The organism is Blastocatellia bacterium, from assembly GCA_016713405.1.
GTDB lineage: Bacteria > Acidobacteriota > Blastocatellia > Chloracidobacteriales > JADJPF01 > JADJPF01.
The window spans coordinates 300,955-325,086 of the sequence record JADJPF010000022.1 but is presented as its reverse complement, the minus strand read 5'-3'; the positions used below and the strand labels follow the sequence as shown (position 1 = coordinate 325,086).

General features: G+C 32.8%; 22 protein-coding genes. 11 read left to right on the top strand and 11 right to left on the bottom strand.

The window, feature by feature from the left end; all coding sequences use genetic code 11:
• The first annotated feature begins 28 nt into the window (after positions 1 to 28).
• The 4 genes from IPK14_22885 (at position 29) to IPK14_22870 (ending at position 2,426) form a co-directional block, all read left to right on the top strand.
• Positions 29 to 223, top strand: coding sequence for a hypothetical protein (locus tag IPK14_22885; GenBank protein ID MBK7996115.1), 195 nt, complete (start codon positions 29 to 31; stop codon positions 221 to 223).
• A 77-nt stretch (positions 224 to 300) separates the two neighbouring features.
• On the top strand, positions 301 to 1,068 hold the full coding sequence (locus IPK14_22880) for a recombinase RecT (GenBank protein MBK7996114.1): 768 nt from the start codon (positions 301 to 303) through the stop codon (positions 1,066 to 1,068).
• 163 nt (positions 1,069 to 1,231) lie between these two features.
• On the top strand, positions 1,232 to 1,654 hold the full coding sequence (locus tag IPK14_22875) for a hypothetical protein (protein ID MBK7996113.1): 423 nt from the start codon (positions 1,232 to 1,234) through the stop codon (positions 1,652 to 1,654).
• Between the two features lie 46 nt (positions 1,655 to 1,700).
• Positions 1,701 to 2,426 (top strand): Uma2 family endonuclease, encoded by a 726-nt coding sequence (locus IPK14_22870; GenBank protein MBK7996112.1) that lies wholly within the window; start codon positions 1,701 to 1,703, stop codon positions 2,424 to 2,426.
• A 251-nt stretch (positions 2,427 to 2,677) separates the two neighbouring features.
• On the opposite strand, the gene IPK14_22865 is transcribed toward IPK14_22870, so the two are convergent.
• Entirely contained in the window at positions 2,678 to 2,989 is a 312-nt protein-coding gene (locus IPK14_22865; protein MBK7996111.1) for a hypothetical protein, read from the bottom strand.
• A 74-nt stretch (positions 2,990 to 3,063) separates the two neighbouring features.
• Positions 3,064 to 3,333, bottom strand: a complete 270-nt coding sequence (locus IPK14_22860; protein ID MBK7996110.1) for a hypothetical protein — start codon at positions 3,331 to 3,333, stop codon at positions 3,064 to 3,066.
• Between the two features lie 1,094 nt (positions 3,334 to 4,427).
• Here IPK14_22860 and IPK14_22855 point away from each other — a divergent pair.
• From IPK14_22855 to IPK14_22845, 3 genes are all read left to right on the top strand, one after another.
• The gene (locus IPK14_22855) at positions 4,428 to 4,601 is read left to right on the top strand and encodes a hypothetical protein (GenBank protein ID MBK7996109.1); all 174 of its coding nucleotides are present in this window, start codon (positions 4,428 to 4,430) and stop codon (positions 4,599 to 4,601) included.
• A gap of 44 nt (positions 4,602 to 4,645) precedes the next feature.
• Positions 4,646 to 4,867 (top strand): hypothetical protein, encoded by a 222-nt coding sequence (locus tag IPK14_22850; GenBank protein ID MBK7996108.1) that lies wholly within the window; start codon positions 4,646 to 4,648, stop codon positions 4,865 to 4,867.
• A gap of 79 nt (positions 4,868 to 4,946) precedes the next feature.
• The gene (locus IPK14_22845) at positions 4,947 to 6,113 is read left to right on the top strand and encodes a TIGR02584 family CRISPR-associated protein (GenBank protein MBK7996107.1); all 1,167 of its coding nucleotides are present in this window, start codon (positions 4,947 to 4,949) and stop codon (positions 6,111 to 6,113) included.
• Positions 6,114 to 6,314: 201 nt separating this feature from the next.
• Here IPK14_22845 and IPK14_22840 read toward each other — a convergent pair whose 3' ends face one another.
• Positions 6,315 to 7,457: a hypothetical protein gene (locus IPK14_22840; GenBank protein MBK7996106.1), complete on the bottom strand. Its 1,143-nt coding sequence runs from the start codon at positions 7,455 to 7,457 to the stop codon at positions 6,315 to 6,317.
• A gap of 465 nt (positions 7,458 to 7,922) precedes the next feature.
• Between IPK14_22840 and IPK14_22835 the strand changes: the two genes are divergently transcribed.
• The 3 genes from IPK14_22835 (at position 7,923) to IPK14_22825 (ending at position 11,576) form a co-directional block, all read left to right on the top strand.
• Entirely contained in the window at positions 7,923 to 10,055 is a 2,133-nt protein-coding gene (locus IPK14_22835; GenBank protein MBK7996105.1) for a protein kinase, read from the top strand.
• Between the two features lie 178 nt (positions 10,056 to 10,233).
• Positions 10,234 to 10,773, top strand: a complete 540-nt coding sequence (locus IPK14_22830; protein MBK7996104.1) for a hypothetical protein — start codon at positions 10,234 to 10,236, stop codon at positions 10,771 to 10,773.
• Positions 10,774 to 11,198: 425 nt separating this feature from the next.
• The gene (locus IPK14_22825; GenBank protein ID MBK7996103.1) at positions 11,199 to 11,576 is read left to right on the top strand and encodes an RNA-binding protein; all 378 of its coding nucleotides are present in this window, start codon (positions 11,199 to 11,201) and stop codon (positions 11,574 to 11,576) included.
• Positions 11,577 to 11,642: 66 nt separating this feature from the next.
• Here IPK14_22825 and IPK14_22820 read toward each other — a convergent pair whose 3' ends face one another.
• From IPK14_22820 to IPK14_22785, 8 genes are all read right to left on the bottom strand, one after another.
• Positions 11,643 to 12,779, bottom strand: a complete 1,137-nt coding sequence (locus IPK14_22820; protein ID MBK7996102.1) for a carbon-nitrogen hydrolase family protein — start codon at positions 12,777 to 12,779, stop codon at positions 11,643 to 11,645.
• Positions 12,776 to 14,128, bottom strand: a complete 1,353-nt coding sequence (locus IPK14_22815) for a flavin monoamine oxidase family protein (GenBank protein MBK7996101.1) — start codon at positions 14,126 to 14,128, stop codon at positions 12,776 to 12,778. Before IPK14_22815 ends, IPK14_22820 begins: the two co-directional genes overlap by 4 nt.
• Before the next feature lie 9 nt (positions 14,129 to 14,137).
• Positions 14,138 to 16,375 (bottom strand): tetratricopeptide repeat protein, encoded by a 2,238-nt coding sequence (locus IPK14_22810; protein MBK7996100.1) that lies wholly within the window; start codon positions 16,373 to 16,375, stop codon positions 14,138 to 14,140.
• Between the two features lie 10 nt (positions 16,376 to 16,385).
• Positions 16,386 to 18,689, bottom strand: a complete 2,304-nt coding sequence (locus IPK14_22805; GenBank protein MBK7996099.1) for a tetratricopeptide repeat protein — start codon at positions 18,687 to 18,689, stop codon at positions 16,386 to 16,388.
• Complete coding sequence (locus IPK14_22800) at positions 18,665 to 19,444, bottom strand: serine/threonine protein kinase (GenBank protein MBK7996098.1); 780 nt, start codon at positions 19,442 to 19,444, stop codon at positions 18,665 to 18,667. The genes IPK14_22805 and IPK14_22800 overlap by 25 nt, the downstream gene beginning before the upstream one ends.
• 252 nt (positions 19,445 to 19,696) lie before the next feature.
• Complete coding sequence (locus IPK14_22795; protein ID MBK7996097.1) at positions 19,697 to 20,641, bottom strand: hypothetical protein; 945 nt, start codon at positions 20,639 to 20,641, stop codon at positions 19,697 to 19,699.
• 30 nt (positions 20,642 to 20,671) lie between these two features.
• The gene (locus IPK14_22790; protein MBK7996096.1) at positions 20,672 to 21,181 is read right to left on the bottom strand and encodes a HEAT repeat domain-containing protein; all 510 of its coding nucleotides are present in this window, start codon (positions 21,179 to 21,181) and stop codon (positions 20,672 to 20,674) included.
• Positions 21,182 to 21,215: 34 nt separating this feature from the next.
• Positions 21,216 to 21,440, bottom strand: a complete 225-nt coding sequence (locus IPK14_22785) for a HEAT repeat domain-containing protein (GenBank protein ID MBK7996095.1) — start codon at positions 21,438 to 21,440, stop codon at positions 21,216 to 21,218.
• A gap of 337 nt (positions 21,441 to 21,777) precedes the next feature.
• Here IPK14_22785 and IPK14_22780 point away from each other — a divergent pair, with 337 nt between their 5' ends.
• Positions 21,778 to 24,126 (top strand): hypothetical protein, encoded by a 2,349-nt coding sequence (locus tag IPK14_22780; protein ID MBK7996094.1) that lies wholly within the window; start codon positions 21,778 to 21,780, stop codon positions 24,124 to 24,126.
• The last annotated feature ends 6 nt before the right edge of the window (positions 24,127 to 24,132 follow it).

Here is a 24,132-nt window from a genome sequence, read left to right as displayed (position 1 = left end):
AGAAATAATTTTGTGAGCAGATAAAATTATGGCAAAATTAATCGATGCTGAAGGAATTACAAGTTTTCAAAAAATTCGCCAACTTAGCGAAGAAATAGCCCAAGAAATTTTTGAAGAACAACCTAAATCTTTAAATAATACACCCATTATAAATTTCTGGGATTTTGAAGAATTTGAAGTAGAAGAACCTGTAGTCTTAACACCCACTAAACAAGTAGCTTAAGAAATTTTTCTTAAGCTACTAACTTTTTACTTTAACTAAAATGTACAAAGTATTTTATCTGACAAAAGGAATAAATTATGTCTACATTAATGACCCAAACACAAGAAAAGCCCTTAAATAAAATTTCTGTAACTTTAGGTAAATTCCGAGATAAATTAATCCAAGCTCTTCCTAAAAATCGAAACGTTGATCAAGAAATTAGTAGCGTAATTGCAACTGTAGCAAGCAGTCCAAGCTTACAAAAATGTTCACCTGAATCTATTGCTTTAGCTGCTTATGATGCTGCAACTTTGGGTCTACCAGTTAATAAACTAGGACTTGCATGGCTAGTACCTTTTGGCAATGAAGCTAAATTGCAAATAGGTTATAGGGGATATATTCAATTAGTAATTGAAAGCGGGTTTGTCTTAGATGTTAGTGCTGAATGTGTTTATGAAAATGACCGTTTTAGATATGTGCTTGGCTCACACCCAAATATTGAACATGAAGCTTCTATAAGAAAACCTCGTGGTAATTTTATTGCCGTTTATGCTATTGCCCGTCTTGTCAATGGAGTTCTTAAACATGTAGTAATGAGCAAAGTACAAGTAGACCATATACGCTCAAAATCTCGTAGCTCTAGTTCCGGCCCCTGGACAACAGATTATGACGAAATGGCTAAAAAAACCGTGATAAAAAGACTGTGTAAACTTTTACCTTATAATTTACCTAATCTACATAAAATAGAGCTAGCTACAGAAATAGAAGCACGTAATCAAGAACCTACAGTAAATTATGCTAATAAGGTTAATGTTATTGATACTACAGCTATAGAAGAAGAAGAATTAGAAGAAATAAATATCTAAAATACTTAATTTTAGATAAATTTCTATTTACTAGCTGATTGCCAAGTTTAACCTTAGCTTGCTAAACTAAGTAAATAAAAATAAATTAAATACCTTAAATGGCTAAAAAACATAAAATGAATGCAAATTTATATTAGATTAATAAGCTAAGGTAGGTTTTATTATGCTAGATTTGAAAAAGTTAGAAATTCTAAAAGAAAAAATGGTTTCTGCTGAAAACTTTAAAGATCCTTGGAATTATTTTTTTGACCATTTTGGAGAAAATAGTAAATTTATGGACTTAGGCAAAAGAGTTAAATTTCCTGAATTAACAACAACTCTTCAACAAGTGGCTCAACAATTAGTCATAAAACCAGATGCAAAAATTACTAACCTATGTGTAATTGGATTGATTAAGCAAAATTTCTATCATGGAGCTTTTTTCATTGAAAATAGATTAGCAAATTTTATTTTCTTTAAGGATATTAGTTTGGGAATGATTTCTATAGCATCTTCTCCACGTAGTTCAAATGTTCTATTTAGTCGTTTTTCATTAACAAAGCTAAAAGAAGTAAAACCAAATCTTTCTCAAAACTCTTTAAATTAGTTAAAATATAGTAAATAAACCGTTTGCAAGTGAAAAGACAAATATTATGAGTGAAACAATAACCCAACACCCACAAATAATTGAAGAAATTTTGCCAAAATCTTTGCCAACCGACCAAGATTTACCTGATAGGGATGGGATACCTGTGAATAATTTTCAAGAACACCCTCAAAGCATACTTCTTACTGATACTTTAGAGCCTGTTTTAATAAAACAACATACAGATGGAAATTACTGTATAGGTCAAGATTGTGGGATATACTGGAGAATACCTAATCCTGATGAAAATCCTCTACGTGGGGCTATAAGTCCTGATTGGTTTTATGTTCCTAATGTTCCTAAAATGTTAAAAGGCCGTTTTCGTCGTAGCTATGTTATGTGGCAAGAGTTAATACCGCCTTTTTTAGTTATTGAATTTGTTTCTGGCGACGGTAGCGAAGAACGAAACACTACACCTTATCAAGGTAAGTTTTGGATCTACGAGCAAATCTTACGTATTCCTTTTTATGGCATCTTTGATGCTTTTAATTCTAGCCTTGAGTTTTACCAACTATCAGCAGGCCATTATTCTTTAATGCCTACTAATGAACAAGGTCGCTTTGCTATCAACCAATTAGGCTTAGAATTTGGCATCTGGCCTGGTATTTATAGAGGTATGGATGCTCTTTGGCTACGTGCTTGGGACATCCAAGGCAACCTTCTCCCAACAGGTGATGAACGCACTGCACTGAACAAGAACGCCTTCGTGCTGAACAAGCTGAAAAGCTGTTAGAAGAAGAAAAAAATAGAGCCAATAAATTAGCTGAAAAATTACGTGCTTTAGGAATAGATATTGACTAATTAGTCTTGATTTTATCTAGTTTATCTTACTTAGTGACAAAATTAGTATGAACACAAGTTTGGTTTTCTAGATCCATAGTGTCAAAACGAATTTTATCTATAAATTCTTGTGTAGTCATTTTGACGCGGCTTGATACTACTTTTCAGAAACTTGTGGCAATGGTTTATTAAGTAAAATTTTTTTTACTTCATTAACACTAATTTCTGGCTTAAATACTGTTTCTTGTTTATGAATAATAGCTTCAACTGCTCCTGCTTTAAGGAGTTTAGGCCATAATTTTCTAAAAGTCCATTGCAAATATATATATCACTATTTGTAAGTTTTCCATTTATTGCTACTACATAACCTAAAACGCTAAAATGATTATCAATCACACCAGAAAGATTATCTAAGTATTCAGTTGTAGCTTGTTTAACACTAGGATCTTCAAGTGTAAGTTGCAAACTAGATGCAGATTCTCTTGACTCAACATTACGGCCTAAACTACCTGTCAAAAAACGTTGAGTATTGCCTACAGTGTTCCAAACAGCACTTTGTGAGGGGTAGCTTAATTGAGATGTTTAAGTCTCTAGTAACAGCGGTCTGATGATGTAGTAAAACGAGTTGAAGATTCCCTGCCTCGCTGATTCCAACGGCCTTTTTCCACACAAAAAGCATCTATTGGCATTTTCCCAGACTTTGCAGGCACTATAAAATCAAAAGCAAATACTCTATCTTGCTTACCTCCCTTTACTATATCTCCTGACTGAATAAAAATTTCCTCATCTAGCAAAAGACTCTCAATTTCTAATCTGTTTACACTTCCTGTTTCATGAACAATAACTTTTTCTTGCTCCATAGCTTCTTGTAATGTCCAAAAACTTTTTCCTTTTTATTTTATCTTCTCCACAAAGCAAAAATATTGTTAAGCTTTTGTAAACATAAGGTTTAGAAATTTCATATTCATTTAGACAAACTTCATTTTTAATCAAATTTTCTATCATAGCAATACCTCTTTTATAGTTTATAAAAGTTATTTTCTTAAGTCTTACATAGACTTATACTATTTTTTAGAAAACAAATATTTCTTCTTTAAGAAAATCTTTTGCTTTACCTATTCTAATAACTTGTTATGCTGCAAGCTTGACAAAGTTCGTAATAGCAGACGCTATCTGCACGCTCTAACGGTATTTTAGCAACAAGCAGTTTCATTTATTTCAAATTGTTTTTTGTTAATTAAATATTACTTATTTGTTGACATAAAAGAGATTTTTTTTGTCATTATTTAATGTTTGTGACATAAAAATTTTTCCTCTTTTCAATTAGTGATAAGCTTCGCAAGAAATATACAAGAAAAATTTTACTTTTGTTGTTCAGCAAACTTGCTGGCTCGACATTTGCCAAATATAAACAATAGCTTTATAGCTAGCAAAAAGATGTGTTAAGATTTCGCAAATTTAATGCTAAAAAAGCTTTGACAAAGAAAACTAGATACTGTAAATTACTTAAGTATCTAGTTTCGCTAACCTCCAAAATAGCAAAATAATGGACAGATTAGCGAAAACTTACAAACACAGTATTTTCATAAGTTTAAGGTAAATTTATGGTCTTAGTCTGCAAAAAACCTAACAAACGCTTTAAGCCAAAAAAGGGGTGATAGGTGTGGGTTAAGACGCGTAGGAATAATTGACGTGGCTCGCTGCGGATCTCAACACTAATTAGTTAGAAATAGCTTGAAAAATAATTAGGTAGATAGTAAGAATAATTGATGTAGCAGAGGGTATTTAGTTTTTTATCTAAATACCCTCAAACTTATTTAGGCTTTTACTAGTTTATAAATTTAGCTAAAAGACATAAAAAATAGAATTAGTATAAAAATCTAAACTACGATATAAAATTACGATATAAAATAATATATTAAACTAGGAAATAATATGTAGTTATAAGGAATCTATGAAAAAAATAATAATATTTCTAATATTAATTACAATCACTACAATATTAGAAAAACCTATAGAAGGGCGTGTACAAGAACAGGTATTAAGCCCAAAAGTAGGGAGTCAGGAAAGAACATTGATCTTGGATACTTTAAGGGCACCTGTAGAAAAAGAGTTAAAACAAAAGTAAAATTTAAAGTTGATAGCTTAAAAACACAAAGAGACTGGGCATTTATGAGGGGCCAACCGCAAGGTGTTGATGGAAAAGCTATTGATTATAAAGTTACTCCTTATAGAGAAGCTTTAGAAGAAGGTCTTTTTGATGATGGGATATGTGCTTTGCTGCATAAAGAAGCTGGGAAATGGAAAGTGGTAGTTTATGTTATTGGTGCTACAGATGTTGCTTGGGATGGTTGGGACAAGGAATATAAAGCTCCTCAAGCTATATTTAAGTAGCAACCTAAATATAACTTGTGCTATCGCTTTAGACTTAAGATTTAATATTTTTATTTATGTTACTGAACACTTAAATAGAATGAAGAATATACTGCTTTGTGTTGTTGGGCTAACACCTCAAACCATTACAAAAACGCTTTATGTTTTGACTCAACAACGTGGCGAGTTTGTAGATGAGATTTTTGCTATTACAACACTAAAGGGTTATGAAAAGACTAGGCAAACACTTTTAGATCCAAAAACGGGTAAATTTTGGCAGTTTTGCAAAGATTTTGCTATTGACTCACAAAAAATTAACTTTTCTGAAAACAATATTTTTCTACTCAAAGCGTCTGACGGTAATACATTATCAGACATACGCTTTATTGAAGATAATCAAGTTGCAGCAAATCAAATTTGTGAAATAGTTTCACAATTAACTAAAGACTTAAACAGCAAATTACATGCTTCTGTTGCAGGAGGGCGCAAAAGTATGGGGATACTTTTGACAGCAGCAATGCAGCTTTTTGGTAGACCACAGGATGAACTTTCTCATGTTTTGGTAAATGAAGAATTTGAAACTAACTCAGAGTTTTACTATATCCCGCCTATAGCACAAGAGTTAGAAGTTAAAGATTTTCAAGGGAATAAAATTAAGTCCATTTCTACTAAAGATGCCCGAATTGATTTAGCAGATATTCCATTTATTAGGCTTAGAGGTGTTATATCTAGCTGGCTTAATCAAAGTGGTGTTAATTACAGTGAGTTTGTAAAAAAAGCTCAAGAAGATTTAGATTTGTTGCAATCAGTTAACGAACTGCGGTTAGATTTACAGCATTATACTGTGACAGTAGAAAACCGCAGTGAAATTATTACTCCAAGAGAATTTTTTATTTATTTATTTTTTGCTCAACTTAGACAAAAAAAGAGAAAAGATAGTTTTATTGCCTTAAGTAAAATTGCACTTTCTGACTTAGAAAAAACCTTACAAACAATATTTTTAGCTAATAGCATTGAGTACAATAATAGCAATTTAGAGGCAGATTTGCGTAGGGTGCTAGACTTAAAAAATAATGATTTAATTATTCCTGTTAAGTTTCAATTTTTCCCTAAATTAATCAAAAAAATAGAAGTTTTTTCAAATCCTAAAGTTAAAAGTTTTAACAAAAATACTGATCCTAAAAAAGATTTAAGCGATGCTTGGTTACAACCTATTTCAAGAATTAAAAAAGAATTTCGTAAAAAAGAATCCCTGAAAAATACTTAATTACTTGTAATAGGACTAAGGAAGAAGTTCTTTATGGGTTAAACAAAACAGTTAGTGCTGAACAAATCAAAATAATTTAGAAATGTTTTCTATCTATTTTCAGTTTGTTTAAATCAAATAAACTGCAACTTATCATGTTTTTTAGTTTGTGATAAATTGCAGTTTATTTAATATGTATTTTAACTAGTTTTCTAATTAATTTTAGAAGAACCGACGATAGATATTAAAACCTACAACTAAGCCTCTAGCAAATTCTTTTCGATCTGTAATTGAACCAAAACCGGCATTATATTGGCTAGTTGTGGTGGCTTGGCTATTAGAAACAGTAAGTGTAAAAGTGTGTCGGTAGGTGCGTTTCTGCAAACCAAATGCAACAGATGAAACAGAGCCAGGGGATTTATAACCAACACGTGGAACAAATTCCATTACAAAACTTCCTGTAGGTCTAAAATTAATTTGCCCACCAAATCCAAAAGAACCTGTTGTATTTGTATTGCCAGGATTACTACCAGGAATGGCATTATTATTAAATGAAACCGTTGGAGCAAAAAACACTGCTCCATAGCGTGAAAAAGAACGGCCAAACATACCAGAAATATTAGTTGTAAAATGCTCATCAAAGTTATCTCGTCCTTCAACACTAGCATAAAAGGTAGCACTTACAGGAACTTTCTTACTTTGTTGGACTAGGTGAACGCCTCCACCCATTTCTATAGTGCGAAAAAGAGGAGTTCTATAAACTTTGGCATAAATTCGATTAGTAATACCATAATTAAAACCAAATCCTGACAGCGAAAAGCTATCAAATCCAAATAGGTCTGAAAATGATTTTAAGAAAGGGGACTGGGTAAATCTATGTGTAAAATGAACGCTAAATGCACCTTTTTCATAACGCTTAGGCGTAGGTACATTAACTAGTTCATAAGCATATTGGTCTTCTGGATTAGGCTCTATATTTTCAACTTCTTCAGAGGTTTGGCCTTCGTTACTGGCTGTAGTATTTTCGCTAGTAGTACTTTCATTAGTAGTAGAATCTGGTGTTGCATTTTCTACTATGGATTTAGTCAAATCATCAGACATTCCAACGGCACTTTGCGTTGCTGTATCAATTTTTACCATTTGTCCATTAATTTCTATTAATGCCTCATTATTGCCTGTAAAAACTATATTTACCCCATTAACTGTAATTTTTTTATTTGTGGATGTATCAGGTGTTTTTTCTGTAGATTTTATAGTTTTAGTATTATTTTCTTTTTCATCAGGCTCTTCTGCTAAAACAAAGTTATAACTTGTAAGCAAAATAACACAAATCATTATGGAATATAGGAATTTGTTAAACTGCATGAAAAAGTTTCTCCTTAAATGTTAATGAAAAAATATACATCGGTTTTTTACTACTGAGCAAGTAAGATTTATCTTTCTTAGAAAAAGTCTTAAAAGCTTAAAAATTAAAAACTAATGATAAAACTTCGCCATTTTAGTAAGTCATTTTGGCTAGTAAAATCACTATTTAGCTATATGATCATGTTAGGGTTTTTAACTATTAGTTAAACTTATTTTTTATCTTTTTTTCACTTACAAAGTTAGAAACTATGTATTCTCTACACACCACTATGAATATTTTACATAGCATTAATAGAGCATTTTGCTTACCTATCTTAAGCTATTATTAGATTTACTGACTCTCAAGCATTTGATTTATAAGAAGAAAAATTTATTTTTTTCAATCATTAATATTGGCATTATGATTGCAGATTTAACGATGCTAGCCTAGCAAATTATTCTAGCCAACCGCAGAAAGGATAGCTCATGGCAACTTGCGCTAATATAAGCTGTATTAACCAATGGTCAAGTAATGAAACTCATTGTCCTAACTGTCAGGCTTTATCAATAAATTCTTTAGTTGGTTATCGTTATCAAATTAAAAAAATGCTAGGTAAAGGTGGTTTTAGCATCACTTATTTAGTGCAAGATTTAGATTGTTTTAAGGAAGTACGTGTCTTAAAACAATTAAAATTATTATTTGACAATAATAATTATGATCCAGAAACCAATGAAATAGCAGAAAGATTATTTAAGCGTGAAGCTGAAGTGCTATTAAAATTAAAACATCCTGGTATTCCTAAATTATATGCCTATTTTATTGACCAGGGTTATTCCTACTTAGTACAAGATTTTATTCCAGGAAAAACATTAGCTGAAGAAGTAATAGAAAGAAATTATCCATTTGATGAAAAAGAGGCTCGTGCTTTACTTGTGGAACTTGCTGAAATTTTAGAATACTTACATACACACAATCCTATAATTATTCATCGAGATATAAAGCCTGAAAACTTAATGAGGCATGAAAGCGGCAAAATATTATTAATTGATTTTGGAGCAGTTTGCCAATCTGTAGAAAATCATCCAAATAAAACCTTAATTTATACTCCAGGCTATACTGCCCCAGAACAAATTGCTGGAAATGCAGTGACACAAAGCGATTTATATTCTGTAGGAGCGACTATACTTAGGCTACTTACTAGTGAGTCTATTAGCTCAGCTATTAAACCAAAAGAAGGTCAATGGGAACCGTTTATTAATGTTAGTAAAGAATTTGCTAGTATTATTAATGATTTGTTGATTCCTGATCCAAATAAAAGGTTACATAGTGCAGGCGAGTTAAAATGGAGGCTTCAACTTCTACCACCATTACCTAAAATTGTTGGTAATCCAATTTCTCCTCGTCCTCAATATATCTCAAAAACACCTAATCCGTTGAGTTTTGATTGTGCTTCTTTGCCAACACTTTTTAACGAACAGGAAAAACAAGAAAAAGATACAAATGATGGTAAAACTTCTATAGAATTTGGTAACTTAAAAGAACAGCCTTTTATTTTTCTTTTGCAAAGAATTTTACGTGATGGTTTAAGTGGTTCTCTGATTTGTACTAATGAAAAGGTGACTAAAAACATTGTCTTTCATCAAGGTAATATTATTGCTGCTAATAGTACAGAAATTATAGATCAGCTTAATGATTTGGTAATACGCATTAGTAATATTGCCCCTAGTGATTTTCAACAAGCCAGAGATGAAATGTTTACAAATAGTTGTTCTTTTAGTGAGGCGTTACTTAGACTAAAAATTATTTCCCCTACAGAACTAAAAGAGTTACATACATTACAAATTTCTCAAATAGCTCTTTCACTTTTTAATTGGCAATCAGGCCAATATGAACTACGTTGTGAGTCTATTAATATACTACCTAACAAAGCATCTTTACCAATTATAGACTTGGTATTTAAGGCAATCCGAAAACTAGAAGATAGTTGTTTACTAAAAAGCTGGCTAGGTGACTTTTCACGCACAGTAATACTGAATCCTATACCTAATGAAATAACTAAAACAATAAATTTAACTCCAAAAGAAGCTTTTATTTTATCTCGGATTAGTACCAATATTTCTATTGCAGAACTACTTTTATTAAATTGTTTGCCAGAACTAGAAGTATTAAAAGCCCTATGCGGTTTGTTAGTAGTAGGACTATTAAAATGGTCAATGGATGAAAAGAAAACAGATCATAATATAGATTCTATAGGTCGATTACTTAATGAATTACATGCCAGCGTAGGAATATATAATTTTCAAAATGCTGCTATGTTTTGTTATGAAGTAGAGTCTATTATGTATAGCCTTGACAATATTAATTATTATGCCTTATTAGGGGTTAGTGCATATGCAAAAGATTCAGAAATTCGCCAAGCTTATATGGAAGCTACAAAGAAATTTCATCCTGAAGCTAACGCAGAATTATGTAAATACAACTTAGATCTAGCTCCAAAATTAGAAAAGCTTTATAGCTATATTTGTTCTGCTTATCGTGTATTGAGCAATCCTTTTACCAAGAAACAATATGATAGCAGGCTACGTCTTAACCGCACACCTTTAAGTTGTGCTAAGTAATATAAATAACTAGGGTAATTATTATGAATTTATTAAGTTTTAATTATTTTTCCACTTGTTACTTGTCTGAAAGATAAAAAAATATATATAATTATCCCAACACTACAAATCTAAATAATTCTACAGATCTAAATAACCTAACTTAATCACAAACTTGTAGTTTTAAGGAGTTGCTGCTATGGCAGCACGAAAAATTTTATTAACTTTACTGTTAATTTTATTATTAAATAAGCCCTTTCTTTGCCAAGATGCAACTAATACAGAATCTCCTTGGCCTTTAGATGTACTTGCCTTAGAGCTAGTAGTAGGTAATGCTAACGGTTTAGGGACAGGAAATATTACAGCTACTGGAATTGGTGGGAACATGAGGGCATCTGGTGGGGCTATTGGTAGTGGTGTAGGGAGCCAACAAAAAGTAGCCTTTGTTTTAGTAGCTAAAAACCCCTCTGGTGATAAGACTATCAAATCAATTGAATGGGAAGCATCTTTCCTTAATACACAAAATAAGCCTGTCTCAAATAAATTTAAGAGTAAAAAGAAGATTAAACCTAGTAATGAGGAAAAAATAGAAGAAACTATTTTTTATAATACAGCTTCTATTCCTACAAAAGTTAAACTAGGCTTTAGGATTAAGAAAATTGAATATGAAGATAATAGCTTTTGGGAAAGTAAAACTCCTGAGGGTGATTATGTTTATAACTCAAAACCTGTAAATTAATTTTTAATTATCTTGTTTTATTCTACTTTTAAGGGATCGATTTTTTGTCTTAAGAGTAAAAATATCATATATACTGCTAATAATTGGCTTAAATTAAAAATTTTTGCATTTTTAAACACTTTATTCTAAAGAGTTTATTATTTTTTTGCATTTTCTAGGAAATAAAAATTTGTGTTTTGCTACAAAATTATACTAAAATGCTTTTAGCAAAACAGAAGGGGTGTTAAACACCTAAAATTTATATTTTTAGAGAACTGCTATCAAAAAACTTCTGATGTTGAATATCTTGGAAAATTGGCAATGTTTTCGCTATTGCGAAGGATAGGTTTCTAATTCCCATTCCATTCCCTTTGGTATCTACAGTTGGATATTTAGTTTATTAGTTTGTCAGTTCTTCTTAAACCCAAGAAAGGTATTTTTTATTTATGAAACTCTACGTTGGTAATCTAGCTTTTTCTACTACTGAAGGGGAACTATCCGCTTTATTTTCTCAAGTAGGCAATATTCAATCCTTAAAAATCATGACTGATAGAGATACAGGTCAATCTCGCGGTTTTGCTTTTGTTGAACTATCTGATCGTAGTGAAGGCGAAAGTGCTATTTCTCAATTCAATGGTCATATGCTAAATGGTCGCACCATTAAAGTAAATGAAGCTAAGCCACAAGAAAATAATCGTGGCGGTGGCGGTTTTAATCGTGGCGGCGGCGGCGGTTTTAATCGTGGCGGCGGCGGCGGTTTTAATCGTGGCGGCGGCGGCGGTGGCCGTGATCGCGGTGGCCGTGGTGGTTATGATCGTTACTAAGCACTAAAGGTTACTTAGAAAATTAACATAGAAAAAAGGGATAACAAATTGTTATCCCTTTTCTATTTAGAGCCATAAACAAACAATTGTTGCACCATTAATTGAAGCAGAAAGTTTTGTCTCCTTATCCTTTAAAATAATTGTGTTTCCATCCGAACCCATTTCCCATAAGCGTCCGCGTAAAAAAACATTCATCCCTTGTTTAATACTAGTTTCTTTGCTACGTGTAGATAAAGAATATTTTAGCCAAGCGTTTTGCTCAGATATTGTTCCAATATCTGATTTTTCTACATCATCAGGTGTTGGATAACCATCATAACCTTTCCATTTTTCTGTCATTTTTCCATCTGACGAACAAAAAGAAGGAATAAGTGCTATTTCTGCCTTTTGTGAGTCTAAATACTGGTAATTTTCTAAATACCAAGAATCTGCGCATATTAAAACAGATGTTCTACCTATTGGAAGGTCAAATACTGGTAATTGATTTATTTTACTAGATTTAGTAAATGGCTGTTCATCTGAGGTAAGAAAAACTTTTTTTATTATTTCTGAGTATGGCTTTCCATCTGCTTTATAAATAACAGAAACATTATAAAGATTTCCTTTACTCACTTTTAAGGTATTATTCTTAATAATTGGCTCTGGTAGTAAAATTGATCCTGCAACAATAGTTACTTGATATTTGTTAGACAACTGCGAAAAAGTACGATGATAAATATCTGCCATCTCTGCCGATTTCATAGCAAAAAGACTATATTTAACCCTGTCAGGCACTTGAGGAGCATCAAGATAAGTTAGTAAAAATTTAGCTAAATTACTGCTTATCATTAATTTAGCTGCCTCTGTGACGTTATTAGCTGTATAAACGCCTTCTTTTTCTCCTGCTACCACCAACCAAGTGCCAATATATTCAGGAAATAAAACAACAGTATTTTCCATTAAATAATTTGCTTGTTTTGCTTCTTGAAGATAAGCATCCAGTTTATTAAAAAAATTTGTTTCATTAGCAAAATCAATAGGTGAAACTTTAGGTTGGATACCAACTATATTACCTTGTCCAGAATTAGTTCCAAACTCTTCTAATTCTGTTGAACAGCCTTCGCTAAAAACATTTGGTGGCTTACGATCAAGTAAACTCCAAATGTTATAACAGAAAAGTAAAACAGAAATACTAATTATCAAATAAAATAGCTTTTTTTTCATAAAGTAAGGATTTCCTTAACAACTCTCTCACCAGATCGAATTGCTCCTTCAATATAGCCATTCCAAATATCAGAAGTTTCTGTACCTGCCCAATGTATTCTTCCTACAGGCTTAGAAAGAGCTTTACCATAGTTTGTCCAAACGCCTGGCGGCATAAACCCTACATAACAGCCTCTACTCCACTCTTCTTCTGCCCAACAATGATCTAAATAATAAATTGGTTTTGTTGCTTCTTTACCAAACCATCTAGCAAAAGTGCTTAATACAGCTTCTTTTCTTTCTTCTAGTGGAAGCTTAATAAATTCTCTACCTCGACTAGCAAGAGAAAAAGCTAGTAAAATACCTCTGCTAGCGTCTACAGGTGAGCCATCAAAAACAGCCTGTAAATAACCACTATCAGACACAGCTAGCCCGCTTAAGTTTTTATCTCGCCAAAAAGGTTTTTCATAAATAGCAAAACATTTAATAACAAAACCCATTGGTAGACGTTGAGTTAATTGGTCTCTTTGCCAAGGTAAACATGGGTTATAAGTAATTCTTCCTGCTAAAGTTGGAGGTATTGCTACAATAACTTTTTTAGCTTTATATTGAAAATTTTCTCCTATAACTAAAACATTATCAGATGTTTGCTCAATCTTTTTTACCACACTAGAAAATTTAATAACATGGTTTATTTCTTCTGCCAAAGCTTTAGCGACTGTTTGCGCCCCTCCAACAATACGGTCTTGTTGCGCTCCACCTGTTAAACTAAAAAGATGTTCTAAATCCACTCCAGATTTAATATAAAAAAGTGCATGTAGAAGCGAGATTTCCGCCATACTGCAACCAAAAACAGTTTCTAATGCTATGTCTAAGATTTGTCTAGCATTATAAAAATAAATATTCTTATCTAAGAATGTTGCTACAGTCTGGCTATCTAGTATTTTTGCATTAGGGCTTGTCCCAGGCTCACTCAAAGAAATTGTTTTTGACAAACGGTTAAGCTTTTTTATTGCAAAATCCAGGTTTAAGAGTGATAAAAAATCTATATTAGGTATTAAACCTTGGTAACGTTTTAGCTTATTTTGTAATACGACTAAGTGAGTTCCTGAATGATAGGAAGGAAAGGTTTTGATACCAAATTCATTAGCAAGAGCATAAATGCGGTCTTGTGTTGGGCCAATCCATTGACCACCAAGGTCAACATAAGTTTTTTCATCAATTTGTTTTGTATAAATTCGCCCGCCAACTCGGTCACGAGCTTCTAGGAGTTTTACTTTTTTTCCAGCCTGCACTAATTGACGTGCGGCTGTTAGGCCAGCAAAACCTGCTCCAACTATTACAACATCACAAAAATCATTATTTGTCATTAACCAAGCTTATTTTTCTACAGATGAATTATTTGTTGATTGTTTTTGCTGTTCTAGGGCCCAGGCTAAATTATTTTTTGCAAGCGTAAAATTAGGATTAAATTTTATTGCCTGTTCACAAGCTACAATAGCTTTATCCCATTGTTTTAATTCATTATAAGCAGTACAAATATTATTGTAAGCCTCTGGAAAATCTGGCTTTATCTTTAATGCTTCATTAGCTGCTTCAATACATTTTTCATATTGTTTAGCTTGATAATACTTTAAACTAAGATCTAAATATGCTTCAGGCGTTTTACTGGCAGCCGCATGATCTTGAAGTGTTTGCAAAGGGTTCTTTTTATTTTTTGCTGCATCAAGATAAAATTTTGCTTCTAAATTGTTGGCATCCTGTTGTAAAACCATTAAGGCTATCTTCTCTAAATTAGCAAAATCCCCTTGTTCTTGATATAAATTCATTAATAATCGTTGTGAAGCATTATGATTAGGTGCTAGTTCTAGAGCTTTGACAAGGTTATTTATTGCTTCAGGATAACGTTTTTGATCACTTAAAAATTTACCATAAAAATAAAATGTAGTTGGATAAACTCCCCCATATTCAACAGCTTTTTGAAAATTTTTCTCTGCCTCTTCTAATTTGCCCATTCTTTCTTTTAATATTCCCCAATTAACATAAAGATAAGAATAATAAGGAATAAAAGGTTGTGCTTTAATAAAATAGTTTTCTGCTGCGACATAATCGCCCTTGCTCATAAGTATTAATCCATAATTCATTAAAGCACGCCCGTTTTTAGGGCTTTTAACCGTAGCATCAAACCAAATACTTTCTTCTGTTTTCCAAACTTTGTTACGTTGATAAGTACCTACTCCATAAATACTTACTCCTATTATTAACAAAGTCAGAAAAGCTGAACTAAGTTGTTGACTAGAATTCACAAGCTTATATTTTGGCAAAATATAAACTATTAAGGCAGAAAATAACGCGATTATTAACCCAACATAAGGAAAAAATGGACGGTGATAATTTAATACTTCTGCTAGTGGAATTACTGATGTAGGAAGTAATGCAAGTAAAAACCAAGCAATTCCAAAACAAATTAATCTTAATTTCTGCTCTTGTGAAGTAATAATCATTAAGTAAATAAGTGTCAGTATAAAAGCTCCACCAACATAAACTTTAATATCCCAAACACTTTCTACTAATGTCCAATCAGTATCAATTGATAGCCACAAAGGTAAAAATAAAGAGACTACATAATGAAGTATTACATAAGGTTGAGTAATAATATAATCTAAGACAGAAAATCCACCAGGACTAAAAGTCTTAGGTCGCATATGATTAAGAAATAAAAAGAGAAATCCAACACAAATAATAGCAGGTAAGCTACTTATCACTACTTTTTTAAGTTTATCAATAGCTTCTTTTTCTATTTTTTGTTCTTCTACTATATCAAAAATTAATTTCTTAAAATCTACTGGATATTCAAAGCAAAGCTTATATATCACTAGAAGCGGGCCAAACATTATGGCGGGTTCTTTAGTTAAAGCACCTATAACTACAGGTATTAGATAAAGATGTAATTTTTGACAAAGTGGCGAATATAAATACATTACAAAAGCAAGAACAATAAAAAAAGTAGAGTAGCTATCAGAGCGAGAAATTACATAATTAATAGTTTCAGCATTAACTGGATGTAATAAATAAAGGGCTGTAGCAGCACCAGCAATTAAAACATTATATTTAGCAGGTTGTGCCATTTCTAAAAGCTTCCAAAAGAAAAGTATCATCATTAAGCCTTGTAAAATGAACACAATAAACATAGAGAGATGATATTGAAAGGGTTCTAGGCTGCCATTACCTAGCCAGTAATCTATAGCTAGACTAGCAGTAACTAGCGGACGATAAGATCTATTACTTGGAAGAGAGCAAAAAGTATTACCTTCCTTAAAAAATAAAGGTAAATTATCTATATTTTTAATATAGCTATTTTCTACAATTGTATGAAAATCATCTAGGTGAAATCCATTATGAAAATGATTAGAGTAAGCTATAGTTGTAACAACCGCAATTAAAGCAAATAAAGCAAATAATTGACGTGCCACATCTGAAAATTTAGTAGGAGTTATTGCAGGTATTAAAATTTTAGGGTCTTTTTTGTTAATAGTTGGAGGGGTAGGATTTATATTAAGTTTTTCAGATAAAAAGTCTACTTTTTTACTTTGTTTTTCTTTCGTCGTTTTTTTCATAATTCTTAGTTTATAAAGTATTTAGTCTATTCTTTGCGTCCGTGATTTCTTCTCTAGAAAAGTCAGCCTTTTCCCAACAATTTAGAAATTGCTGGTAATATTTACGAGCCGCATTGTTATCACCTTCATTTTCTGCAATACGTCCTAAGTAGTAATATGCTAATACAATAGCATGTTCTGGGTTTTGATAAGACCAATAAACCCCGCGACGCTCCGGGTCAAAACCATTACGAGTGATTAACTTATTAAATTGCTCAGTAGCTTCTTTATATTTTTTAGCTTGAAACTGAGTCATAGCAGCGCGTGAGTAAAGACGAATATTATATTTTAAAGGAGGGATAAAAAGTTTTTCACTATGCAAATAATCCCCAGCTTTATAAGCAATTATTCCATCAATAATCCGGCGTTGGTCTTCTGCTGTTTTCTGACTATTAGAAGGTAGCTTTTTAATATATTCATTTAATGTAGTTAAAGCTTTTTCCGTGTTACCTTCAGCTAAAAGACTAATAGCTAGTTGTTGACATGCTTCACGTCCACCAACATCAAAACCTGCAAAACTTGAAATAGTAAAAGCTTCTTGAGCCGCTGTAATTGCATCTTGGATTCTGCCTAAAAACAAATAGAGGTCAGACTGATATAGGCGAACTTGGGTTTCTACAGAAATATTTTTAGATTTTTTTGCTGCTACTAAAGCATTTTCTAAATATTTTTCTGCTTCTTTAGATTTACCTTGATAAATAGCCAATCGATAAAAAGCTAAGTGCGCCCAAGCTGTGCCAGCAATATCATCACTAAGCTCAATATATTCTTTAAGTAACTGTTTGCCTTTTTCCTCTTCACCCTTTAATAAATAAGCTTGCCCTAAATCTAAATAAGCCCTATAGCCTCGGAAATCTCTTTTAATTTCTACCATAGCCTCATATTCTTTTAGAGCATCTTCATATTTTCCCATACGAAAGTAAATATTACCTAATAGATTTCGCCCTTCAGGTTGACCCGGATGTAAAGCTATGGATTTACGCATCATAGAGCTAGCAGAAATATAATCTTCATCATCTGCATAGGCTTGAGCTAAAGAAACATACATAACATTAAATTCTGGAGCTAGTTCTAAAATTCGGTTGTAGCTATCAATAGCCTTTTTATAATCGCCATTACGCCATAAACACAACCCTTTCCATAAATGAACTTCTTTATCTCGTGGATAATTAGCTTCCATTTGTTCAAAAATCGTTAAGGCTGGGCTATAGTCTCCATCTTTATAAGCATTATAATAAGCATTTACACCCCGAATTAGTAATTGTTCTCTATAACCAGCGCGGTCAATATATTGAAGTGCTTTCTTAAAAGCTTCTCCTGCTCCAGCCGTATCATTACGGACAAATTTTGCATTTCCAACTTGTAAATGAGCTAAAGCAAATTGACCATCTATTTCAACGGCTCTTTCTAAATCATCTAACCCTTCATCAAAGTTTGTTAGCCAACAACGTTCTACACCTCGAGTATAGAGGCGAAAAGCCTCTACAGATGTAGTTGTTACTTTGCCTAACATTGGTGTTTCATCATTAATATTTTCTGGGTTGTAATGACGTGTGACTTTAGCTGTAATAGCATCAACTAAGGTAAATATCTCATCAATATTATTGCCTTCGATAATATCCGATAGGATAATTTTGCCAGACTTAACTTCTTCTAATGTAATATTTAAGCGAAGTTTACTATTAATTTTAATTACTGATCCAGAAAGTACAGCCGATGCCCCAACTTTACGAGCTACTTCTGAAGAAGTAGTGCGGTCAATAGATTGAACATTTTGTTTTCCTAAGATTTGCAATGTATCAAAAAGTCGCTGTTTACTAACAACTTCAATTGTCCTAACTTGTGCAAGGTCTGTTGTTAACATTTCTGTTAAACCACGTCCTAACCACTCTAAACTATTGTCATTAGTAAAGTTATCAAAATACATTACTGCAATTAATGGACGTTCATTTCCTACACTTGCACTATTATAATACTTAAAAGCTAAAATCCCACTTGTTAAGGCTAGTAGTAAAGCTAGTGTTACTACAACAATCTTAAAAGTTCTTTTTTTAATAGTTTTAGGCGTTTCTTGAATTGTTGTTTTGATTAATTTTTCTTCTACAGTAATATCATCTAAGCCATCTTTAGTTTTTCTAGCACTTGGCTCAACAGGTGTTGGAGGTATGGTAGATCGTTGATTAGGTGTTTCACTACGAAAATCATCTGCCCCAGAATATTCAAAATAATGTTCTGTAAATAATTTAATTGCTAAGGCACGTAATTCTTTGCCCATTTCCTAGCACTTTTATATCTATCTTCTACTTTTTTGTTTAAAGCTTTACTTACAACAGCAACTAACTCTTCTGGAACATCTGCATTATAAGAACGAATTGGTGGAGGATCTTCAGTAGTTATAGCTACTACAAGTTGTTGATTATTACTTACCTTAAAAGGGTGTTGGCCTGCAATCATTTCATAAAGAAGTATTCCAAAAGCAAAAATGTCGGCTCTCTGATCTACTTCTTTACCAAGGATTTGTTCAGGTGACATATAGCGAGGAGTTCCAACTAAAACACCTTCACGAGTTAAATCATCATTGGCAGCATCGGCAGACATAGTGCCTTCTATAGAAGTATCAATAAATTTAGCTAATCCAAAATCTAGGACTTTTACTTGTTCTTTTCGATTAATTAAAATATTGCCAGGTTTTATATCTCGGTGCAAAACTCCATGTTCATGAGCTTCTGCTAAGGCTTCAGCAATTTGTATTGCATATTTTAAGACATTTTTAATAGAAATTTTTTCCCGTCTTAACAACCGTGAGAGCGGCTCACCATCAATGTATTCCATTAAAATAAAGTGACGGCCATTATGTTCTTCTACATTATAAAGTGTGGCAATATTTGGATGAGAAAGTCTAGCGGTTGCTTGTGCTTCGCGTAAAAATCGTCTTACTACTCTTTCACGGGTTTCTAATTCACGGGGTAAAAACTTAAGTGCTACTGTACGATTAAGCATTGTATCCAGGGCCAGATAGACTTCGCCCATGCCCCCAGCCCCAAGCAATTTCTCAATTTTATATTTGCCGATGCTCTGCCCAATCATTATTTTATTTATTAAAAGGCGTGAATTTCTTTCTTAAAACTTTGATATTAGCCTTGATTTAACTCTTTTTCAAACTGAGATTTCAAAAGAAAATTTTAACTAAGTATCAATATTACTTTATACTTAGGCAGATTAACTAAATTTATTAAGAAAATACTTTTTCTAGTGATTATTAATTAGACAAAATTTTAATTATTATTTTGGTAAAGCAGCCTTTAATTCATCAATTGTTGGTGATTTAGCATCCCAAATTTTTAGCACTTTAGAATCTTTTAGTAAAAAAACTCGTGGAGTGTCACCTTTTTCTAATAACTTAAAAAAGTCTGTGTCTGAAATGCGTCCAATAGGGAATTTAGAATTAAATTTTTTCTGAAAACCTTTTACCTCATCTGCTCGATTAGGACAAACTGCAACAAGTGGTGCTAAATTAGCAGAATCGTCAAAAATTTGATTAAAATTTGGTACATTTGCCTGACAATGATCACAGCCCGTATCCATTAAAACTACTATTTGTGTACCTTTACGGATATCAACATTATCTAAATCTGAAATCGCAATATTTTCAAAAAGGTTTGGTTCTGTTACTTGGAGTCTTAAAACAGGGTCAGAGGATTGTTTAGGACTAAAGCTAGCATAAGTAGAAACTCCTAAACCAAGCACTACACTAGCCGTTACAATTATTAATTTCCAACTTTGGTTTGAAATAGATTCTTTCATTTTCTTCCAAGCTAATACTTGTGTAGCAATTAAGAAGCCTAATAATATTGCATCAAAAATAAAAGCTTCCTTTGGGCTATGTTGAAATTTTGAACCAAAACAACCACAATTTGCCGTTGAGCCTGTATACCATGACCAACTAATAAAAGTAAGAAAAACAGCAAATAAAGCTGCTGTAGAAGCTACAACATATTTTCTTAAGTAACCGACTATTAAAGCTGCTCCTAAAGCACATTCAACTACTACTAATAGCCAAACAGCTATAGTAACTAAAGTAGGTTGAGTGATTATATTATAGCTAAGGATTTGTTTTACTGAATCCAGCATTTCATAAGCTTTAATCAAGCCTGCAACTAATAAAACGCCTCCAACAAGTATTTCCATTAAACGAGCAGCAATAAAACGCCAATTATTACTTAACATAACAACCTTTCCAAATAAAACAGTTTAGCTTTAAGCACGCTGATCATAAATTTTTAGTTTTAATCCAGGACGTAGAACTTTTCCTCTTATTTCATTTTCTAAACTAGAAATTTCCCAACAACCTATTCCCCAATCTCTTGCAAAAGGATATCGCCAGCGTCTACGCCAATAATTACGCCAGGCTACAAGTTTATAAGAATAGCATTCACAAATTAAATATCCTCGTCTAGAATAAGTAAAAAAGTAAACCTCATCTGAAGGCCAGCCCATAGGTTGATTAAGATTTATAGAGTTTATAGCAGAAGAAGCTAGTTCTTTCATAGCTCTATCACACCGATCAAATATTCTATGTATTGGAGTTACAGCACGATGATTTCCAAATTGACCTAGTGCATAAATTGCTTCTACTACAACATTTATATCTTCATCCTCTAGTAAAGCACAAAAGACAGAAAACAATTCTTGGTTAACTTGACGGCTTAAACCTCTAGTAGCAGCAGCACGAACTTCAGAGCTTTCATCTCTAAGTAGATGAAACAAAACAGCTTTGACTCTATGTCATCCCCTAAACGCCCTAAAGCAATTGCTCCTCTAGCCCTTGCAGATGCGTTTTTTTCTCTAGTACAGCTTTACATAAGCGGTTGATATTTTCCTTTGTACCAACACGCCCTAGAGCATCATAGGCTAAACATCTAACTTCTAAATCTGTATCTGATGTAGCAACAATTAATTTAGGGATGTCTTTGTTTTTTTCCCAACTATTAATTTTTGGCTCAAAAAAATCATACCAAGTAATCATTTTTACTTAAAATTTTAAGATAGTTAATAGAAAATTTTGTATTAATACTTAAACAAATAGCAAATTTGTTAGATTTTTATAAGGATAACGCAGTTATTTTTCTTGAGCAACTAGAGCAGTTAAAACATTGCTTAAAGGCTGATAAATTTTATATGTACTCCGTAAAAAACCTTAAAATCTTTGGAAACAATAAGTAATGTTTAATAAAAAACCTAAGAAAAACATAAAACAGGCTATACAACCAGTTAATAGTTATGAAATAATTGAATTTCCTAAAAAAAATCTAAATTACAAAATCAAATCAAATAACTCTTAAATTAAGTTGGAGGACTGTTTAATGAATTCGCCTGTTTACAAAAAACTATCCAGTCCATCTAAATCAAGCTTTAACAAAATAGCTGTTGGTTTAGTTGGATTTATTGCTTTGTTTATTTCTTTATTTACACTGCAAACTAATTCCCAAGCTGCTAGTCAAGGCCCTCAAAATCCACAAGAAAACTCTCTTGAAAATGCTCTAACAATGCCTGATGTAGCTATAGACAAAAACTATATGTCTACAATTAGACAATCATTACAAAAAAACCGTTTAAGAGGTTTAGTAGAACCAGAGCCAAAAGTAGTTCCTGCTGGAACTAGAGCCAATCGAGTAACTTTTACAGCTAATGAAACTACTGGTCAACTTACAGCATTTGCTGATACTAATGATGATTTAACCCCAGAAGCAAGTGAAACCTTTGCTACTGCTGATCAAAACAGCGTTTTTACATCTTTGGCTGTTAGCAGAAGAACTAAAAAACATTATGCTGGTTCTATTTCTTTTGATGGCCCAGATGCTGGAATGGGCAAAATCTCAATAATTGATAATGATGCTGATTCAACTTATAAAGGAACTGTTTCTGGTAGTTTTTCTGTTGGTCAAGGAACTCCTATTGGACTTGCTCTTATAAATTCACCCCAAGGCGATATTTTAGTTGTTGCAAGCTATTTCTTTGAAGCTGCTGTTTTTGACCTTGCTGCTACTGATAAATTCACCGTAACAGCTTATTTACCAGGAGCTAATGGTGTACCAGATGGAACACAATCAATGGTTATACCCATAAACACACAAACCTTTAATGCTACTTTTGGAGGTATGGCTACTGATAGTAAAGGAAACCTTTTTATTAACTTAGTATCAATTAGTCCAACTAATGGCGCACTTAATGGTTTAATAGCTGTTTTCTCAGATACTGATGGTAATTTTATACCAGATACAGGAAAAGCTTTTGCTAGCCGTTCAGATGCTAATAATCTAAATCCTCTTTCTGCAAGTAGTATTGTTGTAAAACCTGGCCCAAATGGTGTAGGTACACAAATGATTACTTACAGTAATAATGAAATTTTTGGAGGATTAAATAGATCTCAAATAGCTGTTTACACTGATGCTAATGATGACTTAGTAGCTGATGGCCCACCAAGAATATTTTTAACCGTTCCAACACAATTTAGAGGATTTTTCACAGATTTTGGTGAAGGTACATCCGCTATATTTAGCACTACTATGGATTTTGGCGATGACCGAGCAGCTTTTAGCTATATAACTGTAGCTGGTAACAATATTGCTCAAGCTGGTGTCGCTTTTGTAAAAGATAATGGTAATGGATTTGGTACAGGAACTGCTCCTATTGTTGAAAATCCTGCTGCTATGGGTCTTTTTAACCTTGTTAGAGGTGTACCAAATAATTCTGTTCCTGCTGATGCTACCCCTCCAACTGTTGCAGTAACCTCACCTAATGGTGGTGAAATGGTAATGGGTGGAACTAATCTTTCAATTACCTTTACTTCTTCTGATGATACTGCTGTAACTACTCACGACATTAATTTATCAACCGATGGTGGTCAAACCTTCCCAGTAGTTATCACTTCTGGTTTAGCTGGTAATGTCCAAAGCTTTACATTCCCTGTCCCACCAGCATTAGATACTCCTATGGCCCGTGTTCAAGTAGTAGCTAAAGACGCTGCTGGTAATATGGCTACTGATGCTAGTGATGCTAACTTTACTGTTGTTAGGGCTGCTGTTGTTGATAGTACTGCTCCAACTGTAATGATTAGCTCACCTCAATCAGGTGCAATGCTTAATGGTGGAAGTATGGCAACGGTTAATTTTACTTCTACAGATAATGTTGCTGTTTCTTCTCATAATATTTTATTTGCTGCTGATGGAACTAACTTTAGCACCACATTAGTTAGTGGTTTACCTGGTGTTGCTACTTCATTTACATTTAGAGTTCCTAGCATAAGTTCTACAACTGCTGCTCTTCGTGTTGAAGCTGTTGATAGCTCTGGTAATAGAGGTAATGCAACCGTTGGGCAATTAACAGTTATTACAGACACTCAAGCACCAACCGTTACAGTTACTTCACCTAATGCACAAAACAAGAAACTTAATGGTAATAGCCAATTTAATGTCACCTTTACTTCTCAAGATAATACTGGTGTAGCTTCTCATGATATTCAAATTACACTGGATGGAACTAACTTTATGACCTTAGCATCTGGCTTACCTGGTACAGCTACTTCTGCTATGGTTACTATTCCTAATATGAAGACCAAGAAAACTGCTGCTATTCGTGTAGTTGCTAGAGATGCTGCTGGCAATATGGGTTCTGGTACATCTCCAGCATTTAAGATTAAAGCTACTAGATAGCAAATT